Origin of the sequence: Burkholderia sp. CpTa8-5 (assembly GCF_017815045.1) — a bacterium.
GTDB lineage: Bacteria > Pseudomonadota > Gammaproteobacteria > Burkholderiales > Burkholderiaceae > Burkholderia > Burkholderia sola.
On the sequence record NZ_JAGIQD010000010.1, the window covers coordinates 210,117 to 235,381 of the forward strand.

Annotated in this window: 24 protein-coding genes; 11 read left to right on the forward strand and 13 right to left on the reverse strand. The window is 67.2% G+C overall.

Annotated features, from left to right (window positions below; translation table 11 throughout):
• Positions 1-48: 48 nt before the first annotated feature.
• On the reverse strand, positions 49-891 hold the full coding sequence (locus tag J8I35_RS17830) for a GIY-YIG nuclease family protein (RefSeq protein WP_209926405.1): 843 nt from the start codon (positions 889-891) through the stop codon (positions 49-51).
• A gap of 49 nt (positions 892-940) precedes the next feature.
• The gene (locus J8I35_RS17835; protein ID WP_050012025.1) at positions 941-1,975 is read right to left on the reverse strand and encodes an AraC family transcriptional regulator; all 1,035 of its coding nucleotides are present in this window, start codon (positions 1,973-1,975) and stop codon (positions 941-943) included.
• 142 nt (positions 1,976-2,117) lie between these two features.
• Here J8I35_RS17835 and J8I35_RS17840 point away from each other — a divergent pair, with 142 nt between their 5' ends.
• Positions 2,118-4,364: a glycoside hydrolase family 3 C-terminal domain-containing protein gene (locus tag J8I35_RS17840; RefSeq protein ID WP_209926406.1), complete on the forward strand. Its 2,247-nt coding sequence runs from the start codon at positions 2,118-2,120 to the stop codon at positions 4,362-4,364.
• Between the two features lie 73 nt (positions 4,365-4,437).
• On the opposite strand, the gene J8I35_RS17845 is transcribed toward J8I35_RS17840, so the two are convergent.
• The gene (locus J8I35_RS17845) at positions 4,438-5,616 is read right to left on the reverse strand and encodes a GNAT family N-acetyltransferase (protein ID WP_209926408.1); all 1,179 of its coding nucleotides are present in this window, start codon (positions 5,614-5,616) and stop codon (positions 4,438-4,440) included.
• A 109-nt stretch (positions 5,617-5,725) separates the two neighbouring features.
• Between J8I35_RS17845 and J8I35_RS17850 the strand changes: the two genes are divergently transcribed.
• Positions 5,726-7,429: an NAD+ synthase gene (locus J8I35_RS17850; RefSeq protein ID WP_089488726.1), complete on the forward strand. Its 1,704-nt coding sequence runs from the start codon at positions 5,726-5,728 to the stop codon at positions 7,427-7,429.
• 83 nt (positions 7,430-7,512) lie between these two features.
• A complete protein-coding gene (locus J8I35_RS17855; RefSeq protein ID WP_006398637.1) occupies positions 7,513-7,851 on the forward strand; it encodes a P-II family nitrogen regulator in 339 nt (112 codons plus the stop codon).
• A 180-nt stretch (positions 7,852-8,031) separates the two neighbouring features.
• Here J8I35_RS17855 and J8I35_RS17860 read toward each other — a convergent pair whose 3' ends face one another.
• Positions 8,032-9,111 carry a porin gene (locus J8I35_RS17860; protein ID WP_050012021.1) on the reverse strand — a complete coding sequence of 360 codons (1,080 nt, stop codon included), beginning with the start codon at positions 9,109-9,111 and terminating at the stop codon, positions 8,032-8,034.
• A gap of 541 nt (positions 9,112-9,652) precedes the next feature.
• Positions 9,653-10,579, reverse strand: a complete 927-nt coding sequence (locus J8I35_RS17865) for a LysR family transcriptional regulator (RefSeq protein WP_209926410.1) — start codon at positions 10,577-10,579, stop codon at positions 9,653-9,655.
• Between the two features lie 141 nt (positions 10,580-10,720).
• On the opposite strand from J8I35_RS17865, the gene J8I35_RS17870 reads away from it, so the two are divergent.
• On the forward strand, positions 10,721-11,218 hold the full coding sequence (locus J8I35_RS17870) for a GNAT family N-acetyltransferase (RefSeq protein ID WP_050012019.1): 498 nt from the start codon (positions 10,721-10,723) through the stop codon (positions 11,216-11,218).
• A gap of 63 nt (positions 11,219-11,281) precedes the next feature.
• Here J8I35_RS17870 and J8I35_RS17875 read toward each other — a convergent pair whose 3' ends face one another.
• The 4 genes from J8I35_RS17875 to J8I35_RS17890 form a co-directional block, all read right to left on the reverse strand.
• Entirely contained in the window at positions 11,282-12,061 is a 780-nt protein-coding gene (locus J8I35_RS17875) for an ABC transporter ATP-binding protein (protein WP_176016068.1), read from the reverse strand.
• Positions 12,062-12,080: 19 nt separating this feature from the next.
• Positions 12,081-12,794: an ABC transporter permease gene (locus J8I35_RS17880; protein WP_050012017.1), complete on the reverse strand. Its 714-nt coding sequence runs from the start codon at positions 12,792-12,794 to the stop codon at positions 12,081-12,083.
• Positions 12,791-13,480: a histidine ABC transporter permease HisQ gene (gene hisQ / locus J8I35_RS17885; protein WP_006489645.1), complete on the reverse strand. Its 690-nt coding sequence runs from the start codon at positions 13,478-13,480 to the stop codon at positions 12,791-12,793. Before hisQ ends, J8I35_RS17880 begins: the two co-directional genes overlap by 4 nt.
• 229 nt (positions 13,481-13,709) lie before the next feature.
• A complete protein-coding gene (locus J8I35_RS17890; RefSeq protein WP_124554794.1) occupies positions 13,710-14,492 on the reverse strand; it encodes an ABC transporter substrate-binding protein in 783 nt (260 codons plus the stop codon).
• A gap of 366 nt (positions 14,493-14,858) precedes the next feature.
• On the opposite strand from J8I35_RS17890, the gene J8I35_RS17895 reads away from it, so the two are divergent.
• Positions 14,859-15,563 (forward strand): pirin family protein, encoded by a 705-nt coding sequence (locus tag J8I35_RS17895; protein ID WP_089488724.1) that lies wholly within the window; start codon positions 14,859-14,861, stop codon positions 15,561-15,563.
• A gap of 69 nt (positions 15,564-15,632) precedes the next feature.
• On the opposite strand, the gene J8I35_RS17900 is transcribed toward J8I35_RS17895, so the two are convergent.
• Positions 15,633-16,187, reverse strand: coding sequence for a periplasmic heavy metal sensor (locus tag J8I35_RS17900; RefSeq protein WP_050012014.1), 555 nt, complete (start codon positions 16,185-16,187; stop codon positions 15,633-15,635).
• 224 nt (positions 16,188-16,411) lie between these two features.
• On the opposite strand from J8I35_RS17900, the gene J8I35_RS17905 reads away from it, so the two are divergent.
• The gene (locus J8I35_RS17905; protein ID WP_006493394.1) at positions 16,412-17,137 is read left to right on the forward strand and encodes a response regulator; all 726 of its coding nucleotides are present in this window, start codon (positions 16,412-16,414) and stop codon (positions 17,135-17,137) included.
• Positions 17,121-18,440, forward strand: coding sequence for an ATP-binding protein (locus J8I35_RS17910; protein WP_209926411.1), 1,320 nt, complete (start codon positions 17,121-17,123; stop codon positions 18,438-18,440). The genes J8I35_RS17905 and J8I35_RS17910 overlap by 17 nt, the downstream gene beginning before the upstream one ends.
• Before the next feature lie 42 nt (positions 18,441-18,482).
• Here the strand turns inward: J8I35_RS17910 and J8I35_RS17915 are convergent, their stop codons facing one another.
• Positions 18,483-18,749 carry a hypothetical protein gene (locus J8I35_RS17915; protein WP_011545926.1) on the reverse strand — a complete coding sequence of 89 codons (267 nt, stop codon included), beginning with the start codon at positions 18,747-18,749 and terminating at the stop codon, positions 18,483-18,485.
• Positions 18,750-19,253: 504 nt separating this feature from the next.
• Here J8I35_RS17915 and J8I35_RS17920 point away from each other — a divergent pair.
• The 4 genes from J8I35_RS17920 (at position 19,254) to J8I35_RS17935 (ending at position 24,152) form a co-directional block, all read left to right on the forward strand.
• Positions 19,254-21,011: an ABC transporter permease subunit gene (locus J8I35_RS17920; protein WP_050012012.1), complete on the forward strand. Its 1,758-nt coding sequence runs from the start codon at positions 19,254-19,256 to the stop codon at positions 21,009-21,011.
• 22 nt (positions 21,012-21,033) lie between these two features.
• Complete coding sequence (locus tag J8I35_RS17925) at positions 21,034-22,371, forward strand: nitrate/sulfonate/bicarbonate ABC transporter ATP-binding protein (RefSeq protein ID WP_006755837.1); 1,338 nt, start codon at positions 21,034-21,036, stop codon at positions 22,369-22,371.
• 590 nt (positions 22,372-22,961) lie between these two features.
• Complete coding sequence (locus J8I35_RS17930) at positions 22,962-23,597, forward strand: hypothetical protein (protein WP_235356304.1); 636 nt, start codon at positions 22,962-22,964, stop codon at positions 23,595-23,597.
• A 108-nt stretch (positions 23,598-23,705) separates the two neighbouring features.
• Complete coding sequence (locus J8I35_RS17935) at positions 23,706-24,152, forward strand: tetratricopeptide repeat protein (RefSeq protein WP_209926413.1); 447 nt, start codon at positions 23,706-23,708, stop codon at positions 24,150-24,152.
• A 69-nt stretch (positions 24,153-24,221) separates the two neighbouring features.
• Here J8I35_RS17935 and J8I35_RS17940 read toward each other — a convergent pair whose 3' ends face one another.
• Together J8I35_RS17940 and J8I35_RS17945 are read right to left on the reverse strand one after the other, a co-directional pair.
• Positions 24,222-24,716, reverse strand: a complete 495-nt coding sequence (locus J8I35_RS17940; RefSeq protein WP_050017462.1) for a hypothetical protein — start codon at positions 24,714-24,716, stop codon at positions 24,222-24,224.
• The gene (locus J8I35_RS17945; protein ID WP_050017463.1) at positions 24,713-25,264 is read right to left on the reverse strand and encodes a hypothetical protein; all 552 of its coding nucleotides are present in this window, start codon (positions 25,262-25,264) and stop codon (positions 24,713-24,715) included. The genes J8I35_RS17940 and J8I35_RS17945 overlap by 4 nt, the downstream gene beginning before the upstream one ends.
• Between the last annotated feature and the right edge of the window lies 1 nt (position 25,265).

A 25,265-nucleotide genomic window follows, 5' to 3' on the forward strand; every position in this document is an offset into this window, starting at 1 on the left:
TGCCGGCCGACGGCCGGCTCGTACGGAACGCGAACCGCGCGTGTCTCGTCAGGAGGCCGCGCGGTTTTGTTTTGCGCGCGCGGTTTTCCGGCGGGCGGACGCGGAGACGGGCGGCAGCGAGGTAGCCGGTGCGTTCTTCGCGCGTTTCGCGCGGGGCGCGGCAACGGACGGCGCGGTCGCTTCGGCGGCTTTCGTGGCCGAACGACGGCGGGCCGGTGCGGAAGCGGCGTCTTCGCGTGCGTTCGCGGCGGGTTTGCCGGCGGCGGCCGGTGCCTTCCTCTTTGACGACGCGGATGCGGGCAGGTCGGTTTTCTTTACCGGTGTGCGACGCGACGAGGTCTTTTTTGCGGCTGCATCGCCGACGGGTTTTGCACGTTTCGCGTCCGGTGCGGCTTGACTCGCCTTCGTCGACTTCGATGCTTGTTTGCCCTTCGCAGGCTTCGCCGTCTTCGCGGCCGTTGCTGCTCCGACCACTTTCCCGGCCTTCACCTTTTTCCCGGCAACCTGTTCCGTTGCAGCCGTCTCCGCCGCAGCGTCGACATTTTCCGCCTTCACCTTCTTCCGCCCGCGCGCCGTCGCCTTCGTCCCGGTCGTGTCGCCGCTCTCGTCGAGCGTGACCACCGCCGGCAGCACCGATTCAAGCGTGCGCAACCCAGCCGCGAGTTCGCGCTTTTTCGCGGGCGTGAGCCGCTTCACCCAGTATTCGGCGCGCGACGCGCTCGACCGGTCGGGCAGCGCAAACGCCGCGAGCACCGCGCGCGGCTTGCGCGAGCGCGTGTAGCGCGCGCCCTTGCCGGACGCGTGTTCGTCGAAGCGCGCGGCGACATCGGTCGTGATGCCCGTGTAGACGCTGTCGTCGGCGCATTCGATCAGATACAGAAACCAGGACATGGCAGGGCGGCGGGATGCGAAGCCGCCAGTGTCTCAGAAAAACCGTGCATCAACGCCGTCGGTCGCCGTGCCCGTCGCGAAAGCGGCTGGGCGCCGCGCCGAGTTCGCGCGTGAAGAAGCGCGTGAACGCGCTCGTCGAACGGAAGCCGACGCGCACGCCGATCTCGCCGATCGGCAACTGCGTGTTGAGCAGCAGGTCGCGCGCCTCGCCGAGCCGCGCCTGCGCGACGAGCGCATGGAAACCGACCGCTTCGCGATGCAGGCGCCGGCGCAACGTCCAGCGCGACATCGCGAAGCGCGTGCAGACGTGCTGCATCAGCGTATCGGTCGGCACGTCGGCGTCGTCGGACGTGCGCAGCCAGTCGCGCACGCATTGCTCGACCGACGAGCCGAACGTCGAGCGAGCGCGCACGCGTTCGCGCGCGGCGTCGGCCGCATGCCGCTGGATGCCGGCGAGCGGCGCGTTGTAGCGCTCGAACGGCGTGTCGAAGTGCGCGGAGCGCAGCACGATGCGATTGTGTGAGGCATCGAACGACACCGGGGCGCCGAGCATGTCGCGCAGCGCGGCAACGGGCGCGAACGCGCGGCCGGCGAATGCGGCGTCGTCGACGCGCACGTGCGGGTCGTACAGGCGCGCGAGCGCCGCGAGGATCGCGAGGTTCGCGAACGCGCTGCCCGCGTGCCGGCCGTCGCCTTCGTTCACGTACTCGAGCGCGATCGCGTCGCCGTTCTCGTGCGCGAACACCCAGTCGACGTTGCCGATCAGCTCGCGATAGTGCAGGTAGCCGTGCAGCGCGTCGCGCAGCGTCGCCGCGTTGCACGTGATGCCCGCGAGTTCGGGAAACGGCACGAGCCACGGCACGACCTGCGGCGGCGGGCGGTGCCACGACAGCGGCCAGTCGTCCATCAATTGCAGCGCGGCCACGTGCCGATCGCCCGCGATGCGGCGCGTGTCGTCGGCGAGCTCGGCCGGCCCGATGCCGAGTGTTTCGTAAAGCGGTGCGGGATCGATGCCGTTCGCACGCGCGTCTTCGCACAGCCAGCGGTAGATCCGGACGGATACCGATTTCTGCTGCAACTCCATGTCTGTCTCCCTGTCGTCATGCCGTTCGGGTTTGTCCCCGCTGCGAGAGGTCAACGCATGCTCCTGCCGGTCAAGCGTGGTGACCGGTCGATTTTTAGACTTGGAGTGGCCACAAGTACAACAGAACGATTCTGGAGGATCAATGAAAACTTCGCTGTTCCGGTGTTCGACGATTGCGTCCGCGTGCGCGCTCACGGTGCTGCTCGCGTCGTGCGGCGGCGACGACATTCACGCCCCGACCGACCCCGACGCGGCAGCCGACCAGCGCGCGGCCGCGCTCGTCGCGCAACTGACGACCGACGAAAAGCTGCAGCTCGTGCATGGCACCGGCATGCCGGCGCTCAGCCTGGGCGGCCCGTTTCCGGCCGACGCGCTGAACGGCGCGAGCTACATCCCGGGCGTGCCGCGGCTCGGTATTCCGGCCGTCAGCAGCGCCGATTCGGCGGGCGGCGTGAACGTGAAGAATGCGCGCGTGACCGCGCTGCCGGCGCCGGTCGCGCTCGCGGCGACGTGGGACCCGGCGCTCGCGGGCACCTACGGCACGCGCATCGCGCTCGAACTGCGCGCGCTCGGTTTCGCCGAAGGGCTCGGCGGCGGCGTGAACCTCGCGCGCGAGCCGCGCAACGGCCGCACCTTCGAATACATGGGCGAGGACCCGGTGCTCGCGGGCACGCTGAGCGCCGCGCGCACGCAGGCCACGCAGGCGCGGAAGGTGATCGCGACGATCAAGCATTTCGCGTTCAACGACCAGGAAACCAACCGCATGACGGTCGATTCGGTCGTCGACGAGCGGACCATGCGCGAGGCCGAGCTGCTCGCGTTCGAGATCGGCGTAAAGGACGGCCAGCCGGGCAACGTGATGTGCGCGTACAACAAGCTGAACGGCGTGTATGCGTGCGAGAACCCGTATCTGCTGACGACCGTGCTGAAGAACGAATGGGGCTTCAAGGGCGTCGTGCAGTCGGACTGGGGCGCGACGCATTCGACGGTCGCGGCCGTGCAGGCGGGGCTCGACGAGGAACAGCCGGGCGCGGCCGACGACGGCAACGCGCCGCTCGGCTCGTACTTCAATGCGAAGCTGCGCGCGGCGCTGCAGGCCGGCAGCGTGTCGGTCGCGCGGCTGAACGACATGGTGCAGCGCAAGCTGCGCACGCTGATCCGCATCGGCGTGATGGATGCGCCGCCGAAGCCGGGCGGCGCGATCGACGAGGCCGCCGGCAATGCCGACGCGCTCGCGATCGCACGGCAAGCGGCGGTGCTGCTGAAGAACGCGGCCGCGCCGGGCGACACGCAGCCGGTGCTGCCGCTCGCCGCGGGCACGCTCAAGTCGGTCGTCGTGATCGGCGGGCATGCGGACGCGGGCGTGCTGTCGGGCGGCGGCTCGGGCGCGGTGCCGGCGATCGACGGCAACGCGGTGACGTCCTGCCAGCAACCGGCGGGCATGCTGTTCGGCGGGTGCGCGACCTGGTACAAGTCCGCGCCGCTCGCGGCGATCCGCGCGAAGGCGCCGAACGCGTCGGTCAGCTATCTCGACGGGACCGACGCGAATGCCGCGGCGAACGCGGCCGCACAGGCCGATGTCGCGATCGTGTTCGCCACGCAGTGGCAGACGGAAGGGCTCGACCTCGCGAGCCTGTCGTTGCCCGATGCGAAGGCGGACCCGTACAACCAGCAATACGACCAGAACGCGCTGATCGCCGCGGTCGCCGCGAAGGCCAAGCGTGTGATCGTCGTGCTCGAGAACGGCAGCCCGGTGCTGATGCCGTGGCTCGCGAACGTGCATGGCGTGCTGGACGCGTGGTATCCGGGCGCGCAGGGCGGCCAGGCGATCGCCGACCTGCTGTTCGGCGACGCGAACCCGTCGGGCCGGCTGCCGCTCACGTTCCCGAAGCAGGAGGCCGACCTGCCGCAGCCGACGATCGATCCGTCGAACCTGCAAAACGTCTATGCGGAAGGGCTCGCGTACGGCTATCGCTGGTTCGACGCGAAGGCGATCGAGCCGCTGTTCCCGTTCGGCTACGGGCTGTCGTACACGACGTATGCGTTGTCGGCGATGTCCGCGCAGGCGGACGCCGCGGGCAACGTGACGGTCGGCGTGACGGTGACGAACACCGGTGCGCGCGCCGGTACGCAGACGGTGCAGATCTACGCGGCGCTGCCCGCGTCGCTTGGCGAGCCGCCGAAGCGGCTCGTCGGCTGGACCAAGGTCGCGCTGCAGCCGGGCGAGGCGCGCACGGTCAACGTCGCGGTGCCGGCGCAGCGCTTCGCCGTGTGGGATGCGAGCGCGCACGCATGGCGGATCGGCGCGGGCAGCTACGGGCTGTCGGCGGCCGCGTCGTCGCGCGATCCGCAGGCGCTGTCGCAGACGGTGACGCTCGCCGCGCACTGAACGCGCGGTAGCCGGACGGCAGGCGGCGAGGCCCTTGCGTGGCTTCGCCGCCTGCGCGGCGCGCCGGACGGCGCTAGCCGGTGTTGCGCCGGAACGGATCGTGTTCGCGCAGTTCGTCGACGTACGCGTGGATATGCTCGGTCTCGCGCTCGAGAAAGCGCGCGACCGCATCGGAAAACGCCGGATGCGCGAGCCAGTGCGCGGAGTGCGTGACGGTCGGCAGGAAACCACGCGCGAGCTTGTGCTCGCCCTGCGCGCCGCCTTCGAACGTGTCGAGTCCGGCCTCGATGCAGAATTCGAGCAACTGATAGTAGGCGGTTTCGAAATGCAGGCAGGGCACGTGTTCGATCGCGCCCCAGTAGCGGCCGTACAGCGTGCCGCCGCCGTGCTCGCCGCGCCGGTACACGGCGAGCGCGCTCGCGATCGGTTTCCCGTCGGCTTCCGCGATCACGAGCAGCAGGTTCTCGGGCATCGTCGCGCCGATCGTGCGGAAGAAGTCTAGGTTCAGGTACGGGCTCGAATAGTGCTCGCGGTACGTTTGCCGATAGCAGCGCGAGAAGAAGCGCCAGTCGGCGTCGGTGATCTGATCGCCGGTCAGCCGCCGGAAGGTCACGCCCGCGTCGTGCACCTTGCGCCGCTCCGCGCGGATGTTCTTGCGCTTCTTCTGCTCGAGTGTGGCGAGGAAATCGTCGAAGTGGCGGTAGCCGTCGTTGAGCCAGTGAAACTGCACGCCTTCGCGCAGCATCATCCCCACCGATTCGAGCAGGCGCGCTTCGTCGCCGGTCGGAAACAGCACGTGCAGCGACGACACGTCGCTCTGCTCGGCGAACGCGAGCAGCGTGGCCGCGAGCCGGCGGCGCGCGTCGTCGTCGGCCGCGAGCAGCCGCGTGCCCTGCACCGGCGTGAACGGCACCGCGCACAGCAGCTTCGGGTAGTAGGGCAGGTCGTTGCGCTGGTACGCGTCGGCCCACGCCCAGTCGAACACGTATTCGCCGTACGAATGCTGTTTCGCGTAGACGGGCGCGGCGGCCGCGAGGCAGCCGGTGCGCGTGTCGGTCAGCGTGACGAAGTGCGGCGACCAGCCGGTGTCGTCCACCGCGCAGCGCGCGACGTGCAGCGCGTCGAGGAATTCGTGGCGCAGGAACGGCGTGGGCTGCGCGTCGCCCGCGAGCAGCGCGTTCCATTCGTCGGCCGGCACCTCGGCGGGGGACGACAGGATGCCCGTGCGATAATCGATGCGTTCGTGTTTCAAGCGTGAATCCGTACCGTTGGATGTTGCCGGATGCGGGCCGCCGTGGCCCGCGCCCGGATCGATTTCGTCAGCCGTTCAAGGCGCGCCGCCGGGTTGCGCCGCTCCCGCCATGAAGACCCGACTCGCTCTCGCCCAGATCAACGTCACCGTCGGCGATTTCGCCGGCAACGTCGCGCGCATCGTCGCGGCCGCGCGCGCCGCGCACAACGATGGTGCGCAACTGATGGTCGCCCCCGAACTCGCGTTGTCCGGCTATCCACCCGAAGACCTGCTGCTGCGACCCGCGTTCTACGCGGCGGCGGCCGCCGCGCTCGACGCGCTCGCCGACGCACTGAAGGCGTTCGACGGGCTCGCGGTACTGGTCGGCCATCCGTTGCGCGGTGCGGGGGCGGGCAGCGCGTCAGCCGTCGATGGTAATGCAAACCGCCCGATCGAGCGCGGCGTGCCGCCCACCGATACCTTCAACGCGGCGTCGCTGATCGTCGGCGGCGAGATCGTCGGCACGTACCGCAAGCAGGATCTGCCGAACGCCGAGGTGTTCGACGAGAAACGCTACTTCGCGACCGATACCGAGCCGCTCGTGTTCGAGCTGAACGGCGTGAAATACGGCGTGATCATTTGCGAGGACGCGTGGCATGCGTCGGCCGCGCAGATCGCGAAGGCGGCCGGCGCGCAGGTGCTGCTGATCCCGAACGGCTCGCCGTATCACATGAACAAGGAGGCGGTGCGCATCGACATCCTGCGCGCGCGGATTCGCGAGACCGGGCTGCCGATGGTCTACGTGAACCTCGTCGGCGGCCAGGACGAACTCGTGTTCGACGGCGGGTCGTTCGTGCTCGACGGCGACGGCGCGCTCGTCGCGAAGATGCCGCAGTTCGACGAAGGGCATGCGATCGTCGAATTCGATGGCGCGCGGCCGCTGCCTGGCGCGATCGCGCCCGAGTTGTCGACGCACGCGCAGGTGTACCGCGCGCTGGTGACCGGCGTGCGCGACTACATCGGCAAGAACGGCTTTCCCGGCGTGCTGATCGGGCTGTCGGGCGGCGTCGATTCGGCGCTGGTGCTGGCCGTCGCATGCGATGCGCTCGGGCCGGAGCGCGTGCGCGCGGTGATGATGCCGTCGCGCTTCACGGCCGACATCTCGACCACCGATGCGGCGGAAATGGCGCGGCGCGTCGGCGTGCGCTACGACGAGATCGCGATCGCGCCGATGTTCGATGCATTCCGCACCGCGCTCGCGGACGAATTCGCGGGCCGCGCGGAAGACGCGACGGAGGAGAACATCCAGGCGCGCATCCGCGGCACGCTGCTGATGGCGCTGTCGAACAAGTTCGGCTCGATCGTGCTGACGACCGGCAACAAGAGCGAGATGGCGGTCGGCTACTGCACGCTGTACGGCGACATGGCCGGCGGTTTCGCGGTGATCAAGGACATCGCGAAGACGCTCGTGTACCAACTCTGCCGCTATCGCAACGAAACGACCGATTACGCGCTGCGCGACGTGATTCCCGAGCGGATCCTGACGCGCGCGCCGTCGGCGGAGCTGCGCGAGAACCAGACCGACCAGGACAGCCTGCCGCCGTACGACGTGCTCGACGCGATCATGCGGATGTACATGGAAGAAGACCGGCCGCTCGCCGAGATCGTTGCGGCCGGCTACGCGCAGGCCGACGTCGAGCGCGTGACGCGGCTCATCAAGATCAACGAATACAAGCGCCGCCAGGCACCGATCGGCATCCGGGTCACGCATCGCGCATTCGGGCGCGACTGGCGCTACCCGATCACATCACGTTTTACCGAACGGCTCGATTGACCGGTGCTGGGCCGGAGGCGGCCCGCCGGCTTACAATCGGGAACGCGATTTTTCATCGAAACGAGCATTGAGGGACAACCATCATGAAACGCATCACCGCCATCATCAAGCCGTTCAAGCTGGACGAAGTCCGCGAAGCGCTCGCCGAAGTCGGTCTCACGGGCCTGACCGTGACGGAAGTGAAGGGCTTCGGCCGTCAGAAGGGCCACACCGAGCTGTATCGCGGCGCCGAATACGTGGTCGACTTCCTGCCGAAGATGAAGATCGAGGTGGTCGTCGCGGAAGCGCAGGTCGATCAGGTGATCGACGCGGTGATCGGTGCGGCGCGCACCGGCAAGATCGGCGACGGCAAGATCTTCGTGTCGGACGTCGAGCGCGTGATCCGCATCCGCACCGGCGAAGAGAACGAAGCGGCCGTCTGAGCGCCGCCGCTTCCGCGCCGTTCAATCACTTCCCGGCCGCTTCGGCCGAGCGGGCCACGGGTCGCAAGAATCCGCCGCCCAAGAAAAAACGGTGCGGATACCCGGTTGGGTACCGCACCGATACGCGCCTCTCGCAGCAGCGTGGAAAGTGTTGTCGAATCGTTCTTTGACGGCGCCTGATCAGAACAGGTGCTGGATGCCGGCGTAGACGCCGGTCTGGCTGCCGCCCGGATGCGGGTTGCCGGTCGACACGGCGGTGCCCGCACCGTTCGCGTTCAGGCCGAAGTTGGCCGACGAGCTGTTGCGTACCGTCGCGGCCTGCAGGTCGAACAGCGTGCGCTTCGAGATGTTGTACGAACCGCCGATCGTGTAGATGTTCGCGTTGCCGCCGCCGTGGTTCGCGTTCACGTGATACACGGCCGCGATCAGCGCCGCTGCCGGCGTCGCCTGCCACGTCACGCCGCCCCACACCTGTTGCGTACCCGTCACGCCGGCGTTCACTGCCGGGCCGCCGCTGCCGTCCGCGCGCGATGCCTGGTAGGCCGCCTGAACCTTGAACTGGCCGAGGAACACGTTCACGCCCGCGAAGTATTCGCGCGAGTAGTTGAACACGTCCGAGAAGCGGCCGTTGCTGTCGCGCGTTTCGTCGTAGATGCCGCGCAACTGGAACAGCGAGTTCGTGTAGGTGACCTGACCGCCCATTGCACGACCCGGTTGGCCGGCCGTCGTGTTGCCGTTGAAGCTGGTCGAATTCGAGAACGAGAACTGGCCGTAGAAGTCGAGGCCGTAGAGCGACGGCGACTGGTACGACACGTTGTTGCTGGTCTTGTTCCAGTTGCGGCCGCGCACCAGCGAGGCCGTCGACCAGGCCGACTGGCCGAACGGGTCGAAATCCCACACGCCGTTGGCGATCGCGAGCTCGCGACCCAGCAGCAGCGTACCGTAGCGGTCGTTCGAGATACCGACGGTCGCGAAACGATCCCAGATCGAGCCGCTGAAGCCGCCCGTCATCGTGTTGAACGCGCCTTCGATGTGGAACAGGACCTTGTTGCCGCCACCGATGTCCTCGCTACCCTTCAAGCCCCACAGGCTCGTGCCCCAGTCGCCGCTTTCCGCGCGCACTTGGTGGCCGTTTTGCAGGCCGTTCATGTACTCGATACCTGCATCCAGGCGGCCATACAGCGTGACGCTGCTCTGCGCGTGCGCCGTCACCACCCCAGCAGCCATCAGCGCCGCCGCGACCAAAGCTTTCTTCATCATCTCCTCCATACCCTGTCAAAAAGTCAACCCAGACTGCACGAGATGCCCGGAGCGCGAGCGCCGGGCAAAAGCGGGATAACCAGGGAGACCTCGTGCAGGGCCGGTAAGCGCGGCACGCGGGCAAGCAGACGGAAAACCGTTGAGCGGTCCCGCGCAGCCGGGTCGGCCTGCGGGGTCTCCTTGTTGTGTCGTGAAGCTAAACTACATTTCACGAACTTCGTTTTGCTACTTTGGTTACTAATTTAGCAAAAATACAATTTTGTGGCGACGGAAATCGTTGTTTGACTAACCGCTGTCGCCAAATTGCCATGCAACACGGTGCGCAACAGGGCTCCCAAGGGTTCTCGATTACCGGAAAACCCTTGTCCCACAAGGGAGACATGGATTCGGCGGATAGGGCTCAAGGATTGCCACTATTGACGTTGCAAAGGCGCCGGCGTAAGCGCGAAAGTCGCGAAATGGGTAAGTATTTCGTAATGATTCGGGCGATTGTCGCCATCGCGGATCGACGCCGGAAACGCCCGGCCGAAACGCGCTGTGGCTAGTCCGCGCTCGGCCGTGCGTCGAGCAACTGCGCGCGGATCCAGCGATGCGCGTCGGTGCGCGCATGCTTCGCATGCGAGTAGACCTTCACCGTGTAGCGCGGGATTTCGAACGGCGCGGGGAAGATGCGGATCGGCGCCGCGTGCCGCAGCGCCTGCGCGGCGCGGTTCGGCGCGGTCATCAGGAGTGCCGACTCCGCGATCACGAACGGCGCGGCCAGCACGGTCGGCAACTGCACGGCGACGTGCCGCGCGAGGCCGAGCCGGTCGAGCACGTAGTCGACGACGCCACGCGACTCGTTCCACGGCGTGACGACCACGTGGCGCGCCGCCAGGTACTGGTCGAGCGTCAGCCGCCGGCGGATGTCCGGATGCGTGGCGCTCGCGATCACGACGTAATCGTCGGAGAACCAGTCGACATCCTCGATGCCCGGTGCGTCGGCCGCCGATTCCTCGTGGTAGCCGAGCGCGAAGTCGATGCGGCCGGCCGCGAGTTCGTCGACGGAAATCTTGCGGTCCGAATGGACGACGCGGATGCGCAGGTGCGGCGCCACGTGCTGGATGCGGGCGACGAACGCCGGCAGCACCGCGAATGCCGTGTAGTCGGTCGCGGCGAACACGAACGTACGGTCGCTTTGCGCCGGATCGAAGCGGCGCGCGCGGGCGAGCCCCTTCGACATCGCGTCGAGCGCGTCGCCGGCCCACGTGGCGATGTCGTCGGCGCGCACGGTCGGCTGCATCTCGTTGCCGAGCCGCACGAACAGCGCATCGCCGATCGCGTCGCGCAGCCGGGCGAGCGCATGGCTCAACGCCGACGGGCTCAACGCGAGCTCGTGCGCGGCCGCTGCGACCGACCGGTGGCGGTACAGCGCGTCGAACACGAGCAGCAGGTTCAGGTCGAGGCGGCGCAGATCGGGATGCATCATGTTCAGGTCTGGATGAAGAACCTGCACTTCCTGCAGGCATCGCATGAACGTAGCATGACGGTTTGAACGGCGCCAGCGCGGCTGCGGGCTGCGCGGCGCCGTTTTCCGTTTCACATCCCGGGCCGGAGGAGGGCTCAACCCGTGCAAATCGATATCCGTTCCGCCACCGTCGCCGACGTGCCGCAGATCCTGCGCTTCATCACCGAACTGGCCGTCTACGAGAAAGCGGAGCACGAAGTCGTCGCGACGCCCGAATCGCTCGAACGCAGCCTGTTCGGCGAAGGCTCGCCGGCGCGGGCGCTGATGTGCGAGATCGACGGCGAGCCGGCCGGCTTCGCCGTGTATTTCTTCTCGTATTCGACGTGGCTCGCGCGGCAGGGGCTGTATCTGGAGGATCTGTACGTATCGCCGCGTTTTCGCGGCGCCGGCGCGGGGCTGCGGCTGCTGAAGGCGCTCGCGCGGATCGCGGTCGACTCGGGCTGCGGGCGTTTCGAATGGAGCGTGCTCGACTGGAACGAGCCGGCGATTCGCTTCTACGAAAGCGTCGGCGCGGCGCCGCAGAGCGAATGGGTGCGTTACCGGCTGGCGGGCGACGAACTGCGCGCGTTCGCCGACGGCACGCCGGTGAGCGCCGCGTAAACGCAAAACGGGCGCCGCGCGGCGAACCGCGGGCGCCCGCTCGGGCGTGGCGCGTGACGGGCGTTACTTGAGGCTGCCCGACAGGAAGCCGCGCAGGCGGTCGCTCTTCGGGTTCGCGAACACCTCGGCCGGCACGCCTTGTTCCTCGACGCGGCCCTGGTGCAGGAACATCACGTGGTTCGACACGTTGCGCGCGAAGCCCATCTCGTGCGTGACGACGATCATCGTGCGGCCTTCCTCGGCCAGCTTCTGCATCACCTTCAGCACTTCGCCCACCAGTTCCGGGTCGAGCGCGGAGGTCGGCTCGTCGAACAGCATCACGTCCGGATGCATCGCGAGCGCCCGCGCGATCGCCACGCGCTGCTGCTGGCCGCCCGACAAATGCGACGGATACTGCTTCTCGACGCGCGGCGCGAGGCCGACCTTCTCGAGATACTCGCGCGCACGCTCCTCGGCTTCCTTCTTCGGGATGCCGAGCACGTTCACCGGCGCTTCCATCACGTTCTCGATCACGTTCATGTGCGACCAGAGGTTGAAGTGCTGGAACACCATCGACAGCTTGGTGCGCACGCGCTGCAGCTGTTTCGAATCGGCCGCGCGCAGTGCGCCCGTCTTGTCGAGCGCGGTGCGCACTTCCTCGCCGTCGACGAAGATGCGGCCCGCGTTCGGCTGCTCGAGGAAGTTGATACAGCGCAGCATCGTGCTCTTGCCGGAGCCGGACGAGCCGATCACGCTGATCACGTCGCCCGAGTTCGCCCTCAGCGACACGCCTTTGAGCACCTCGTTGTCGCCGTACCGCTTGTGGAGATCGTCGACGAAAAGCTTCTGGGTCTGGGAGTTCATTCGATAGTCCTGCGGAAACTTACTTGCCTTGCGGGCGCAGATACGCGAGCCAGCGGCGCTCGGCCTGGCGGAACAGCCACACGAGCGTGAACGAGATCACGAGGTAGAGCAGCGCGGCGATGCCGAACGCGTGGAACGACATGTAGGTCGCCGAGTTCACGTCGCGCGCGATCTTCAGGATGTCCGGCACGGTCGCGGTGAAGGCCACCGTCGTCGCGTGCAGCATCAGGATCACTTCGTTGCTGTACAGCGGCAGCGCGCGGCGCAGCGCCGATGGCAGGATTACGCGGCGATACATCGTGAACGGCGACATCCCGTACGCGCGCGCGGCTTCGATCTCGCCGTACGACGTCGCCTTGATCGCGCCCGCGAAGATTTCGGTGGTGTACGCGCAGGTGTTCAGCGTGAACGCGAGCAGCGTGCAGTGCATCCCGTCGCGGAAGAACGCATCGAGCATCGGCGTGCCGCGCACCGCCTGCAGGCTGTACAGGCCCGTGTAGCAGAGCAGCAGCTGCACGTAGAGCGGGGTGCCGCGGAACACGTACGTATACAGCCACACGGCGCCCGCCAGCCACTTCCGCTTCGACACGCGCGCGACGGCGAGCGGCACCGACAGGCAGAAGCCGAGGCCGATCGACACGACCAGCAGCCACAGCGTGATCGCGACACCGGTGATGCGATAGCCGTCGGTGTACAGATAGTTGCGCCAGTATTCTTGGATGAGTTCGATCATAGGTCAGCCTTGCGGACACCGGTCGAGTAGCGCTTTTCGAGCCACATCAGCACGAAGTTCGAGATCGTCGTGATGGCGAGGTAGACCGCTCCCGCGATCAGCGTGAAGAAGAAGAATCGCAGCGTGCCCTTGCCGGCGTCCTGCGACGCCTTCACGACGTCGGCCAGACCGATGATCGACACGAGCGCGGTCGACTTCACGAGCACCTGCCAGTTGTTGCCGATGCCCGGCAGCGCGAAGCGCATCATCTGCGGGAACATGATCCGCGTGAATACTTGCCAGTTCGTCATCCCGTAGGCGCTGCCGGCCTCGAGCTGGCCGCGCGGCACCGACAGGAACGCGCCGCGGAACGTCTCGGTGAAGTACGCGCCGTAGATGAAGCCGAGCACGAGCACGCCGGCGAGGAACGGGTCGATGTCGATCTGGTCCCAGCCGAGCGCGTCGGTCGCCATGTTCAGCCAGATCTGCAGGCTGTAGAACAGCAGCAGCATCAGCACGAGATCGGGCACGCCGCGGATCAGCGTCGTGTAGACGGTGCCGACGCCGTTCGTCACGCGGTTGCGCGACAGCTTCGCGCCGGCGCCGAGCAGCCCCAGCAGGAACGACAGCGCAAGCGAAAGCACCGCCAGTTTGACGGTTTGCCAGGTGCCGGCGAGGATCAGCGGGCCGTAGCCTTGTAGAAACATATGGGGTCCCTGGTGTGGTCCCTGACGGCGCACGCGGTGCGCCGCGAAACACGCGTCCGCCAAGCTGCGCGGAACGCCCCGTGCGTATCATGACCGTCCGCCCCGGCAACGGTGCCGGGCCCGCCCGTCGCGCGAGCGACGGGCAAGGGGCGGGCGGCGCGTGGTTGACTGCCTGTACTGCCCGGACGCGGGGCCGCCCCCGCATCCGCTGCTTCTGCTTGGGCCGCGTTCAGCGGGCCGGCGCCGAATAGACGCTGAACGAGAAGTACTTGTGCGACAGCCGGTCGTAGGTGCCGTCCTTGTGCATGTCGGCCAGCGCCCGGTTGATCTTGAGCTTCAGGTCGGTATCTTCCTTGCGCAGGCCGATCGCGGTGCCGTCGCCGATCGTCTTCGGATCCTTCACTTCCGGCCCGGCGAACGCGAAGCCCTTGCCGCGCGGCGTGCGCAGGAAGCCGTAGTCGGCCTGCAGTTCGTCCTGCAGCGTCGCGTCGAGGCGGCCCGTGCCGAGATCGGTATAGACCTGGTCCTGGTTCTGGTAAGGAACGATCGTCACGCCCTGCGGTTCCCAGTACGCCTTCGCGTAGGTTTCCTGCGTCGAGCCCTGCTCGACGCCGACGCGCTTGCCCTTCAGCGACGCGACCGTCGGCAGCAGCGGCGAGCCGGTCTTCGCGATCATCCGTGCGGGTGCGTCGTACACCTTGTCGGAGAAGTCGATCTGTTCGCGACGCTTGTCCGTGACGGTCAGCGACGACACGATGACGTCGTACTTCTTCGCCTTCAGCGCCGGGATGATTCCGTCGAGATCCTGCGCCACCCACACGCATCTCACGTTGATCCGCTTGCAGATTTCCTTGGTGAGATCCACGTCGAAACCGACGATCTCGCCGCTCGGCGCGGTCGACTCGAACGGCGGGTAGCTGGCGTCGACGCCGATCCGCACGGTCTTCCACTCCTTCGCGAAGGCGCTGCCCGCCACGAGGGCGAGGGCGGCGCACAGGGCGGCCTTCTTCATTTCCATCCTTCTGTTGCTGACTTTCCGGGGGCGCTCGCGGCCGGTCGAACCGGGCGCCGCGGCGTATTCTAGACGGCCAAAAATCGCCGATCGGCGCTCTGACGTTGGCGGCCGCCGGAACGGCGAACGCCAAAAGGGCGGTATTTTACCCGAACGCGATACCCGGAAAACGGCAATCCGGCACGGTCGACCGATTCCTCGAATCGGCTGTTGCGGTAATCGCGGTATTCGCAACGAATATTTCGGCAATTGGTTCCGCGGCTGCAACGATGCGGTGCGCGGGCGGCGGATTGTGGCGCGTTCGAGGTCCCCCTACAGTGGAGGTAAACCCGAACAGAACATCTGCGCCCCCGAGCGTCCACCCCAATGTTCCAGATCCTGCGCGCCGAAGACCGCTGGCATACGCGCCACGGCTGGCTCGAATCGAGTCACAGTTTTTCGTCTGCCTGCCGCACCGCGCATGCGCCGGTGCGTCCGCCCGTCGGCGCGCTGTGCGTGCTGAGCGAGGATCTGATTGCGCCGACGCGCGGTTTCGGGATGCAGCCGCGCCGCGACGTGGAGATCGTCACCTACGTGCTGGATGGCGTGCTCGCGCACCGCGACAGCCTCGGCTGCGGCGCGATCGTCCGGACCGGCGGCATCCAGCGGATGAGCGCCGGCACGGGGCTCATGCACGGCGAAACCAACGCGTCGCGCGACCGCCCGCTGCATCTGCTGCAGATCTGGCTGCAGCCGGCCGAGCGGGGCGGGCGGCCCGGCTACGAGGAGCGGCGTTTCGCCGACGACGAGAAGCGCGGGCGCCTGAGGCTCGTCGCGGCGCCCGACGGCGGCGACGGCGCGCTGTCGATGCGGGCGGATGCCCGCATCTTCGCGGGGCTGATCGACGGCGACGAGACGACGGCGTTCGACGTGCCGGCCGGGCGCAGCGTCTACGTGCACGTGGCGCGCGGCGAGGTCGAGGTCAACGGCCGCGCGCTGGCCGCCGGCGACGGCGCGCGGATCGGCGGCGTGGACGCGGTGGCGTTCGCGCGCGGCCGGAGCGCCGAGGTGCTGCTGTTCGACGTCGCCTGAAACGAAAAAGGGGACGCAGGCCGATGCCTGCGTCCCCGTTCGGTGCCGCCGTGCGAGCGGCCCGCCGGCTTACTGCGCCGGCGCCGACGCGCCCTTGGCGGCCGCGCGATGCTGCTCCCAGCGCGCCTTCATCTTCTCGTGGCGCTGTTCCATCTTCGCGAACTGCTGCTTGAGCACGGTGCTGACCATCGTCTTCTGCTGGTCGTTCAGCCCGTTGTAGAACGTGAGCCACGCGGCGGACGTCTGCTCGCGCAGCTGCGCGTTCTGCGCTTCCGCCTGCTGGCGCGCCGAATGCATCGCGCTCAGGTCGAGGATCGGCTGGTTCTGCTGCGCCTTGAACTGCTCGCGCATCTGCTCGTGGCTCTTGCGCATCGCGTCACGGTTCTGCTTCATCGTGTTGACGGCGGCTTGCCATTGCTGCTCCTGCGACGCATTGAGCTTTAGCTGGTCGTGCAGTTTCATGATCGCGCCGAACGGGCCGCCTTCGTGCCCGTCGTGCATCCGGTGCATGCCGGGGCCGCCCGGCGGCGGCATGTCGTCGGGCGGCGCGGCATGCGCGGTGCCGAATGCGAGAGCGAGCACGGTGGCGGCCGCGATGGCCACGCGGGAAGTCTTCTTATACATTTCAGAAACTCCTTGTATCCAAAGGGTCCGGCGATGCGGTGCCGGGAAAGTCGGGTACCGCATCCGGTAAGACGCAGGTTAGCGATGCAGGCTCCGACGGGTGTTACGCGGGGCGGCGGCCCGGTTACCGCGCATTACAGTTCCCTTGCGCGGTAACCCGCAGTAACCCTTTCGCCCCTTTGTTTCGTTCTTCGACTCCGCCCTCGCGCGGTAAACTTCGAGCCATGACTACCCAGATCCTCATCGTCGACGACGACCAAGAACTCCGAGACCTGCTGCGCGACTATCTCGTGCGCCAGGGGATGGAAGTGTCCGTGCTGCACGACGCGGCGACGCTCGAGAAGCGCCTCGAGCGCGAGCGGCCCGACCTGATCGTGCTGGACCTGATGATGCCGGGCGTGGACGGCCTGACCGCGCTGCGCCAGCTGCGCGCGGCCGGCGACGACATCCCCGTGATCATGCTGACCGCGCGCGCGGACGACGTCGACCGCATCGTCGGGCTCGAGCTCGGCGCGGACGACTACCTCGGCAAGCCGTTCAACCCGCGCGAGCTGCTCGCGCGCGTGCAGGCCGTGCTGCGCCGCCGCCGCGCGACGCCGTCGGCGGCCGCGCCCGAACAGCGCGAGCCGTTCGCGTTCGGCCGCTTCCTGCTCGACTTCCAGGCGCGCACGCTGTCGGTCGACGGCAAGCCGGCCACGCTGTCGAGCAGCGAATTCGCGCTGCTGAAGATCTTCGTGAACCACGCGCTGCGCACGCTCACGCGCGAGCGGCTGCTCGAGCTGCTGCACGGGCCCGAGTACGACGGCACCGACCGCGGCATCGACGTCCAGGTGTGGCGCCTGCGCCGCATCCTCGAAACGGATCCGTCGACGCCGCGCTTCATCCAGACGGTGCGCGGGCGCGGCTACGTGTTCGTGCCCGACGGCGAGGCCCATGCGCAAACCCATTGATTCGCTGTTCGGGCGGCTGGCGCTGCTCGTCGTTGGCGTCCTGCTCCTGTCGCACTTCGCGTGGTTCTTCGCGATGCGGCTCGAGCGCAACCAGATGCAGACGCGCTATGCGGTCGAGGAGGCCGCGTTCCTCGTCGACGCGGTGCGCCAGCACGTCGCGCGCACGCCCGACCAGCCGCTGCCGTCGCGCGTGCGGCTCGTGTCGCCGGACAGCGCCGACGTGCCGAAGGGCGGCGATGCGGGGCTGCCGCCGCCGCTGAAGCGGTTCCGCGACGATGTGAGCGACCGGATGCCGCCTGGCACGCAGGTCGAGATCGGCACACCGGGCCATCCGCCCGTGCTGTGGGTGAAGGAGCCGGCCGACCGCAACTGGATCGTGGTGCCCGTGCAGCCGCTGCGGCCGCCGCGCTCGCTCGACCGGATGCTGCTGTGGCTCGGCACGATCTTCTCGGCCGGCGTGATCGCCGCGCTGTTCGCGGCCTGGCAGTTACAGCAGCCGCTGCGCTCGCTCGCTCGCGCGGTCGCGCGTTTCGGCCGCGGGCAGCCGGTGCCGCCGCTGCGCGAACGCGGGCCGCGCGAACTGCGCCAGCTCACGCACGGCTTCAACCAGATGGTCGAGCAGGTGTCGCAGGCCGACAGTGATCGCGCGGTGATGCTGGCCGGCGTCGCGCACGACCTGCGCACGCCGCTCGCGCGGATGCGCCTGCGGGCGGAAATGATGGACGACGCGCGGCTGCGCGACGGCGTCGTGCGCGACGTCGACTCGATGTCGCACATCGTCGACCAGTTCCTGGTGTTTGCGCATGGCGGGGCCGACCGCAGCGAGCCGGTGCCGGTCGATCACGCGTGCGAGCGGATCGCGCGCAGCTATCGCGCGGTCGCGCCGAACGCGCCGGCGGTCCAGACGCGGCTGGGGGCCGATCCCGGCTTCCGGCTGCCGACGGCGACGCTCGACCGGATCCTGTCGAACCTGCTGGACAACGCGCATGCGTACGGCGCACCGCCCGTACTCGTCGAGACGGCGCGCACGCCGGCCGGCTACGTGCTGTCGGTCAGCGACAGCGGCGGCGGCATCGCGCCGCGCGACCTCGCGGCCGCCACGCGGCCGTTCGTGCGGCTCGATCCCGCGCGCGGCGGGAACGGCCACAGCGGGCTCGGGCTCGCGATCGTCGAGCGGCTCGTGCTCAGGCTGGGCGGCGCATGCGACATCGGCAATCGCCCCGAAGGCGGCCTGCGCGTGTCGATGACGTTCCCGTTCGACGCCGTGCCGAAAGACGACGAATCCCACGCACAGGCCGCATGAGCGGGTGCGGCGCCTGCCCGGCCGGGCGGGCGCCGCGCGGCGTCATTCGCCGAACAGCGTGCCGAGCGTCTCGGCCGCGTTGCTGTCGATCGTGTTGTAGGTCACCGTGGTGGCCTCGAAGATATAGACGGTCGTATACCGGCCGAGGCGCTCCAGGATTTCCTCCTGCAGCGATTCCGGCACGACGTTCATGTTCAGGTACCACGCCGTGGACGACAGCCGCGTCTGGAACGACCCGTACTCCTGCATGAGTTCATAGAACGCGTCGGCATCCTGATCGCGACAGACGATCACCAAGTTTCCTGCCATTCCCTTCCTCCCGCTCGTCGGTCGATCCCCGGGGCCGGTCGACACGGCGCGCGTGCGTGTTGCGGCGACACGGCCGAACCGGACCCCGGGGGCTAGCCCCGATCATACCTGCTTCGCCGTATCCGGCTGCTGATCCCGGACACGGTTTGTGCCCGCGTGCGGGGGGGCGGGTTCACGGCCGGGCCGGATCACGGCATAATTCGGGCCTGCGTGCCGGCCGCCGGACTGCGGCCAGGCTGTTCCGTACCGCGCGCCCGCCATCCGTCCACGCGCCGGGCACGATCCATGCGTTGCCTGCGCCGTCCCCGGACGGTTGTACCTGAAATACAGGTTGGTGTAGTGTCGTGCCGTCGCGGCCCGGCTCGACCGGCCGCGGCAGCGCATGCACGCACGGCGCGCCGCGTGCGCGAGATCGCCAGTCAATCGAATTACCGCGCCCGTGCGCTTTGCCATGAATCAACATCGACTGCCGGCTTCGATCGGCCTTACCGGGGAGGGCGCCTGATGAACGTCGGATTCTTCAATCCGAACCGGACCGCCAACGCATCCGCGTGGCGCGTGTTGCCGAACCGGTGGGACTTCATCGCCTTTCCGCTGATCATCTGCCTGATCGCGATGGCGGTGGTCGGCTTTCACGAAACGCTGGCGCCGATCGGCGTGCTGCAGACGCAGAAGATCTCGCTCGATCCGTCGAACCTGCCCGAATATGCACTGCGCACCACGCTGCGGATGCTCGCCGCGATGGTCGCGTCGCTGGCGTTTACGCTCGTCTACGGCACGCTCGCGGCCAAGAGCCGCCGCGCGGGCATGGTGCTGATCCCGATCCTCGACATCCTGCAGTCGGTGCCGGTGCTCGGCTTCATCTCGTTTACGGTCACGTTCTTCCTCGCGCTGTTCCCGAGCCGCGTGCTCGGCGCCGAGCTGGCCGCGATCTTCGCGATCTTCACGAGCCAGGCGTGGAACATGACGTTCAGCTTCTACCAGTCGCTGCGCACGGTGCCGCGCGACCTGGACGAGGTGTCGCGCGGCTTCCACCTGACGTCCTGGCAGCGCTTCTGGAAGCTCGAGGTGCCGTTCTCGATGCCGGGCCTGATCTGGAACATGATGATGTCGATGTCGGGCGGCTGGTTCTTCGTCGTCGCGTCGGAGGCGATCACCGTCGGCAACCAGACGATCACGCTGCCGGGCATCGGCGCGTATCTCGCGCAGGCGATCGCGGACAAGAATTTCGGCGCGATCGGCTGGGTGATCCTGACGATGACGGTCGTGATCCTCGCGTATGACCAGTTCCTGTTCCGCCCGCTCATCGCGTGGGCCGACAAGTTCCGGATGGAAAACACCGCGTCGGGCGATGCGCCGCAATCGTGGCTGCTCGACCTCGTGCGCCGCACGCGGCTGATCCATCAGCTGCTCGTGCCGGCCGGCTGGTTCTTCGCGAAGGCCGCGCGGATCCCGCTGCGCCTGCCGCTGTCGGGCGCGATGCGCTTTACGCTGCCGCGCGTCGAGAAGAAGGCGTCGCGCACGGTCGACATCGCGTGGGCGGGGCTCGTGCTGCTCGGCACGGCCTATATCGTGTGGCGCGTCGTCAGCTTCGTCGCGACCGGCGTGACGATGGCCGAAGTCGGCCACGTGCTCGTGCTCGGGCTCATCACGCTGCTGCGCGTGGTCGTGCTGATCTCGATCGCGTCGCTGATCTGGGTGCCGATCGGCGTGTGGGTCGGGCTGCGTCCGAAGCTGGCCGAGAAGCTGCAGCCGCTCGCGCAGTTCCTCGCCGCGTTCCCCGCGAACCTGCTGTTCCCGGTGTTCGTGATCGTGATCGCGCGTTTCCACCTGAATGCGGACATCTGGCTGTCGCCGCTGATCGTGCTCGGTACGCAGTGGTATATCCTGTTCAACGTGATCGCCGGCGCGACGTCCTACCCGAACGACTATCGCGAAGCGGCGACCAACTTCCGCATCCGCGGCTGGCAGTGGTGGCGTCAGGCGATCCTGCCCGGCATCTTCCCGTACTACGTGACCGGCGCGATCACCGCCTCGGGCGGCGCGTGGAACGCGAGCATCGTGTCGGAAGCCGTACAGTGGGGCAGCACCCGGATCGAGGCGCATGGCCTCGGCGCCTACATCGCGCGGACCACCGCCGCCGGCGATTTCCCGAAGATCATCCTGGGCATCGCCGTGATGTCCCTGTTCGTCACCCTGTTCAACCGCCTGCTGTGGCGCCCGCTGTATGCCTTCGCCGAAGCGAAGCTGCGGCTCGACTGAGACCGATTGAGAGCGAAACGCGATGCACAATCCGAATGCTGTAAACGCCCCCGTCCAGACGTCCCAGCCGCCGCGCCTCGGTGAAGAAATCCTGCGCGTCGATCATGTCTGCCGCGGCTTCAACAAGACGCAGGGCGAGCTGCTCGTGCTCGACGACGCGAACCTGTCGCTGCGCGAAGGCGAGATTGTCGGCCTGCTCGGCCGCTCGGGCTCGGGCAAGTCGACGCTGCTGCGGATCATCGCCGGGCTGATCGAGCCGACCGGCGGCGAAGTGACCTATCTCGGCAAGCCGCTGCGCGGCCCGGCCGAAGGCGTCGCGATGGTGTTCCAGACCTTCGCGCTGTTCCCGTGGCTCACCGTGCTGCAGAACGTGGAGGCCGGGCTGGAAGCGCTCGGCGTCGGCGCGCGCGAGCGGCGCGAGCGTGCGCTCGCCGCGATCGACCTGATCGGTCTCGACGGCTTCGAGAACGCGTATCCGCGCGAGCTGTCGGGCGGGATGCGCCAGCGCGTCGGTTTCGCGCGCGCGCTCGTCGTCGATCCGACCATTCTGCTGATGGACGAGCCGTTCTCCGCGCTCGACGTGCTGACGGCCGAGACGCTGCGTACCGATTTGCTGGACCTGTGGACGCAGGGCCGCATGCCGATCAAGTCGGTGCTGATCGTCACGCACAACATCGAGGAAGCGGTGTTCATGTGCGACCGGATCCTCGTGCTGTCGTCGAACCCCGGCCGCGTGATCGCCGAGATCAAGGTGCCGTTCAAGCACCCGCGCAATCGTCTGGACCCGGCGTTCCGCAAGCTCGTCGACGACATCTACGCGAAGATGACCGCGCGGCAGACCGGCGAGGCGACGAAGAAGGGGCTCGAGCTCGGCAGCTGGCTGCCGCAGGTGTCGACCAACCTGATGGCCGGCCTGATCGAGACGCTCGCGATGGCGCCGTACCACGGCCGCGCGGACATGCCGGAAATCGCACGCACGCTGCATCTGGAAGTCGACGACCTGTTCCCGATCGCGGAAGTGCTGCAGTACCTCGGCTTCGCGGACGTGCGCGAAGGCGACGTGTTCCTGACGCCGCCGGGGCGCGTGTTCGCGGAATTCGGCACGCAGGAGCGCAAGCTGATGTTCGCGGATCACCTGCTGAAGCACGTGCCGCTCGCCGCGCGGATCAAGAAGGTGCTGAACGAGCGCCCGGGCCATCGCGCGCCGCGCGTGCGCTTCGAGCAGGAGCTCGAGGATTTCCTGTCGGACGGCGCGGCCGAGGAAACGCTCGACGCGGTGATCGACTGGGGCCGTTACGGCGAGATCTTCTCGTACAACGACCAGACCGAGATCTTCAGCCTCGAGGACGTCGAGTCCTGATGTTGACAGGGCGATTCCTGCACGTCCCGCTGGAGTCGCCCGGATGCCCCCAAGCGGGTTGATTCGGCCGCTGCGGGCCAAGGGCCCGTGGCCCGCCCTGGCGTTCGCAATGGGCGCCGGTCCCCATGGACACCCGCCTGGCGGATCGTGCTCCTGCCGGAAGCGCCGCGGATGGCGTTCGCCGAGGATGTCGCGCCCGGTTTCACGCTTCGGCGCTCACGCTTCGTTCACTTTCGCCGCCGTCCTCCCCCTTCAACGCGCGTTTAATGCCGGATCGGTGCGGTGTGCTTCAATCGGCGCGCGAGCGCGCCCGCCCGTCAGCAACTGATATCGGGGATCGATCAATCGATAGTTGGCGACCGGAATGTTGTTATTTATACAGATAAGGCGAAAGATATTTCGGATCTTGCGTTCGGAGTAAATTACCACGGTCTGATCGGGAAGCCGGTTTATTCATCAGAAACGGTGATACCTCCAGGTGTGAAGTTTGAGGTGGTAGGGGTGGATGAATTCGGACGAGTTATTTTGGAGCAATTGTGATGTTGAAGCGGGACAGACTACCTTACTCCTCGCTACCTTCAGCATTGAGAGTGTTGATTCCCGAGGCCATTTTTTTGAAGGCGTTCGAGAATGCAGAGTCTCAAACGATCGTCGTTTGGTATTCCGACTCGAAAATCGGCAGTCAGCATGAGGTCGAATATTCGTCAAAATTGGGGCGTTTTCTGTCACGCAGCGAGCGTGAAGCGCGATTTCCTGCGGAGCGGGAGATTGTTCTGCGGGACGGGATCCGAGTCAAAGTAGGCAATAGACTTGGGGTCCATACCGACGTTCGCTATGAGACGTATACGGCATACGATCCAATTACGTCGTCGAAGCTTGCAGTTGGGGAGCAGATGTTCTTCATGCGGTTTCTTGCTGAAGTCGAGACCGTCGTTCGGCAAGCAATCGAAAAAGCGAAGTTTCCAAGTACTTATGCTGGGTGGAGTCCACTCGAGCGCATTCGCTATTGGGTCGGCGTGCTGTATCGTGCGCGGCGCCAGACCGGGGAGTCGGGCATTAATGAGGATGAGGCCTTCCAGCCTTCTTTGTTGAAGCAGATGAGAGCTGTGGATCCTGGGGTCGATGCCATTCTCGCGGCGGTCCTTGCCGAGTTGAGCCGCATGGAGATGATCAGCCCAGACGTCATGCGGGCCGCGTTTAATCAACGTACGGGCGCATCGATTTGATCGCCCGGCGGATAAGCATGTTGGATGGTCGGTATACCCAGGTTCGCACGAAATTTTCTATGGTTAAATTGAATGATCGATAAGAATCCCGATTTTTCACCGATGCGCATGCGGGCACGCGGATTCGTGTCGCAGGGCCGCATCGAGGATGCGCTTGGACTGTACGGCGGCATCCTGAAAGTGGCGCCGGAAGACGCGGCGACGTATGCGGATCGCGGCACGACCTTCGCGATGATCAAGAAGACGGATCTCGCGCTGAACGATCTGAACCGGGCCATCGAGCTGGGGTACACGGACCCATCGGCGTATTGCACGCTCGCGACGATTTACCTCGAAGGCGGCGCCTACCAGAAGTCGCTCGATTACTTCGACAAGGCGCTGAAGCTCAATCCCGACCAGCCTTTCGTCTATTTCAATCGCGCCAGGGCATACGAGACGCTGGGCGATATCAATGCGTCGATCGCCGATCTCGAGCGATGCCTGACTTACAACCCGGACGATGCGCTGTCCGCGAAGATCAAGGAAAGGGTGGCGCAGCTTCGCGCGCGTCTGTAACCACGGCAGGTCGCGAGCACGCAGAGCGCCACGGGCGCCGCGCACGATGACGCGCGGCGCATCGCGCGATTACTGCAAATTCCCCCAGCGATCAACGGCCGGCTCCGCCGACGCCCATTTCCAGTGCGTGCCTTGCTGGCACGCATTCGCGAAATACCAGTCGGCCTTGTCGCCGTCCTTCACCGAGAACGCGAATTCCTTGCACAGCGCGAGCGCCGACGAGTACGCGCGCGTGACGCGCACTTCGCCTTCGCCGTTTTCGAGCGGCAGCGTGTTCTTCACCTTCCACGGCTTCACTTCGCCGACGGCGAGACTGCCGGCCGTCTTTGCGATCGCGTCCTGCTGATTCTGATGGAGTTGCTTCATCGTGCGGTTGACGGCTTCGTCGGTGGCGGCCTGCACGGCAATGCCGACGCCGACGCCGACCGCCGGGTTCGCGGTGACGAGGCCGGTCGCCGCGCCGGCCAGCGCGCCGCTGGCGGCGCCGACCGACCCGCAGCCCGACAGCGCGACCGTCGCCGCGCACAGCGCGCCGATCGCCGCGATACGGATCGCGACGCTCATTGCAGCGCGCCCCAGCGTTCGGTCGCCGGTTCCGCCGATGCCCATTTCCACACGGGCCCGTCGCGGCAGATCGTGGCGACGTAGAACGCCGATTGCGCGGCCTTGTCGGCCTTCGCCGGCGTATCGACCGCGAACACGATTTCCTTGCAGTCGAGCGGACCGACGCTGATCATCCGGCTGACCGTCACGCGGCCCTGCTCGTCGTCCTCGATCGGGAACGAATGGTGCGTCGACCACGGCGCGACGCCGCCGACGTCGAGCGGCCCGGCCGCCTTCGCGATCTGCTCCTGCGTGTAGCGGTGCGCGACGCGTTGCGAGTACTGGACGCCGGCGCGCGCGCCGGCGACGGCGCCGAGGCCGATGCCCGTCGCGACGGCGGCGTTGTTGGTGACCTTGGAGGCGATCGCGGCGCCCGCGATACCGGCGCCGGCCGTCGCGCCTTCGCTGTACAGCGAATTGCAGCCGGACAGCAGTGCGGCCGTGGCGATCACGGCCAGCACGACGCGCGCCGGCGTGGCCCGGCGCGGCGATTCGAAACGAATGTTCATC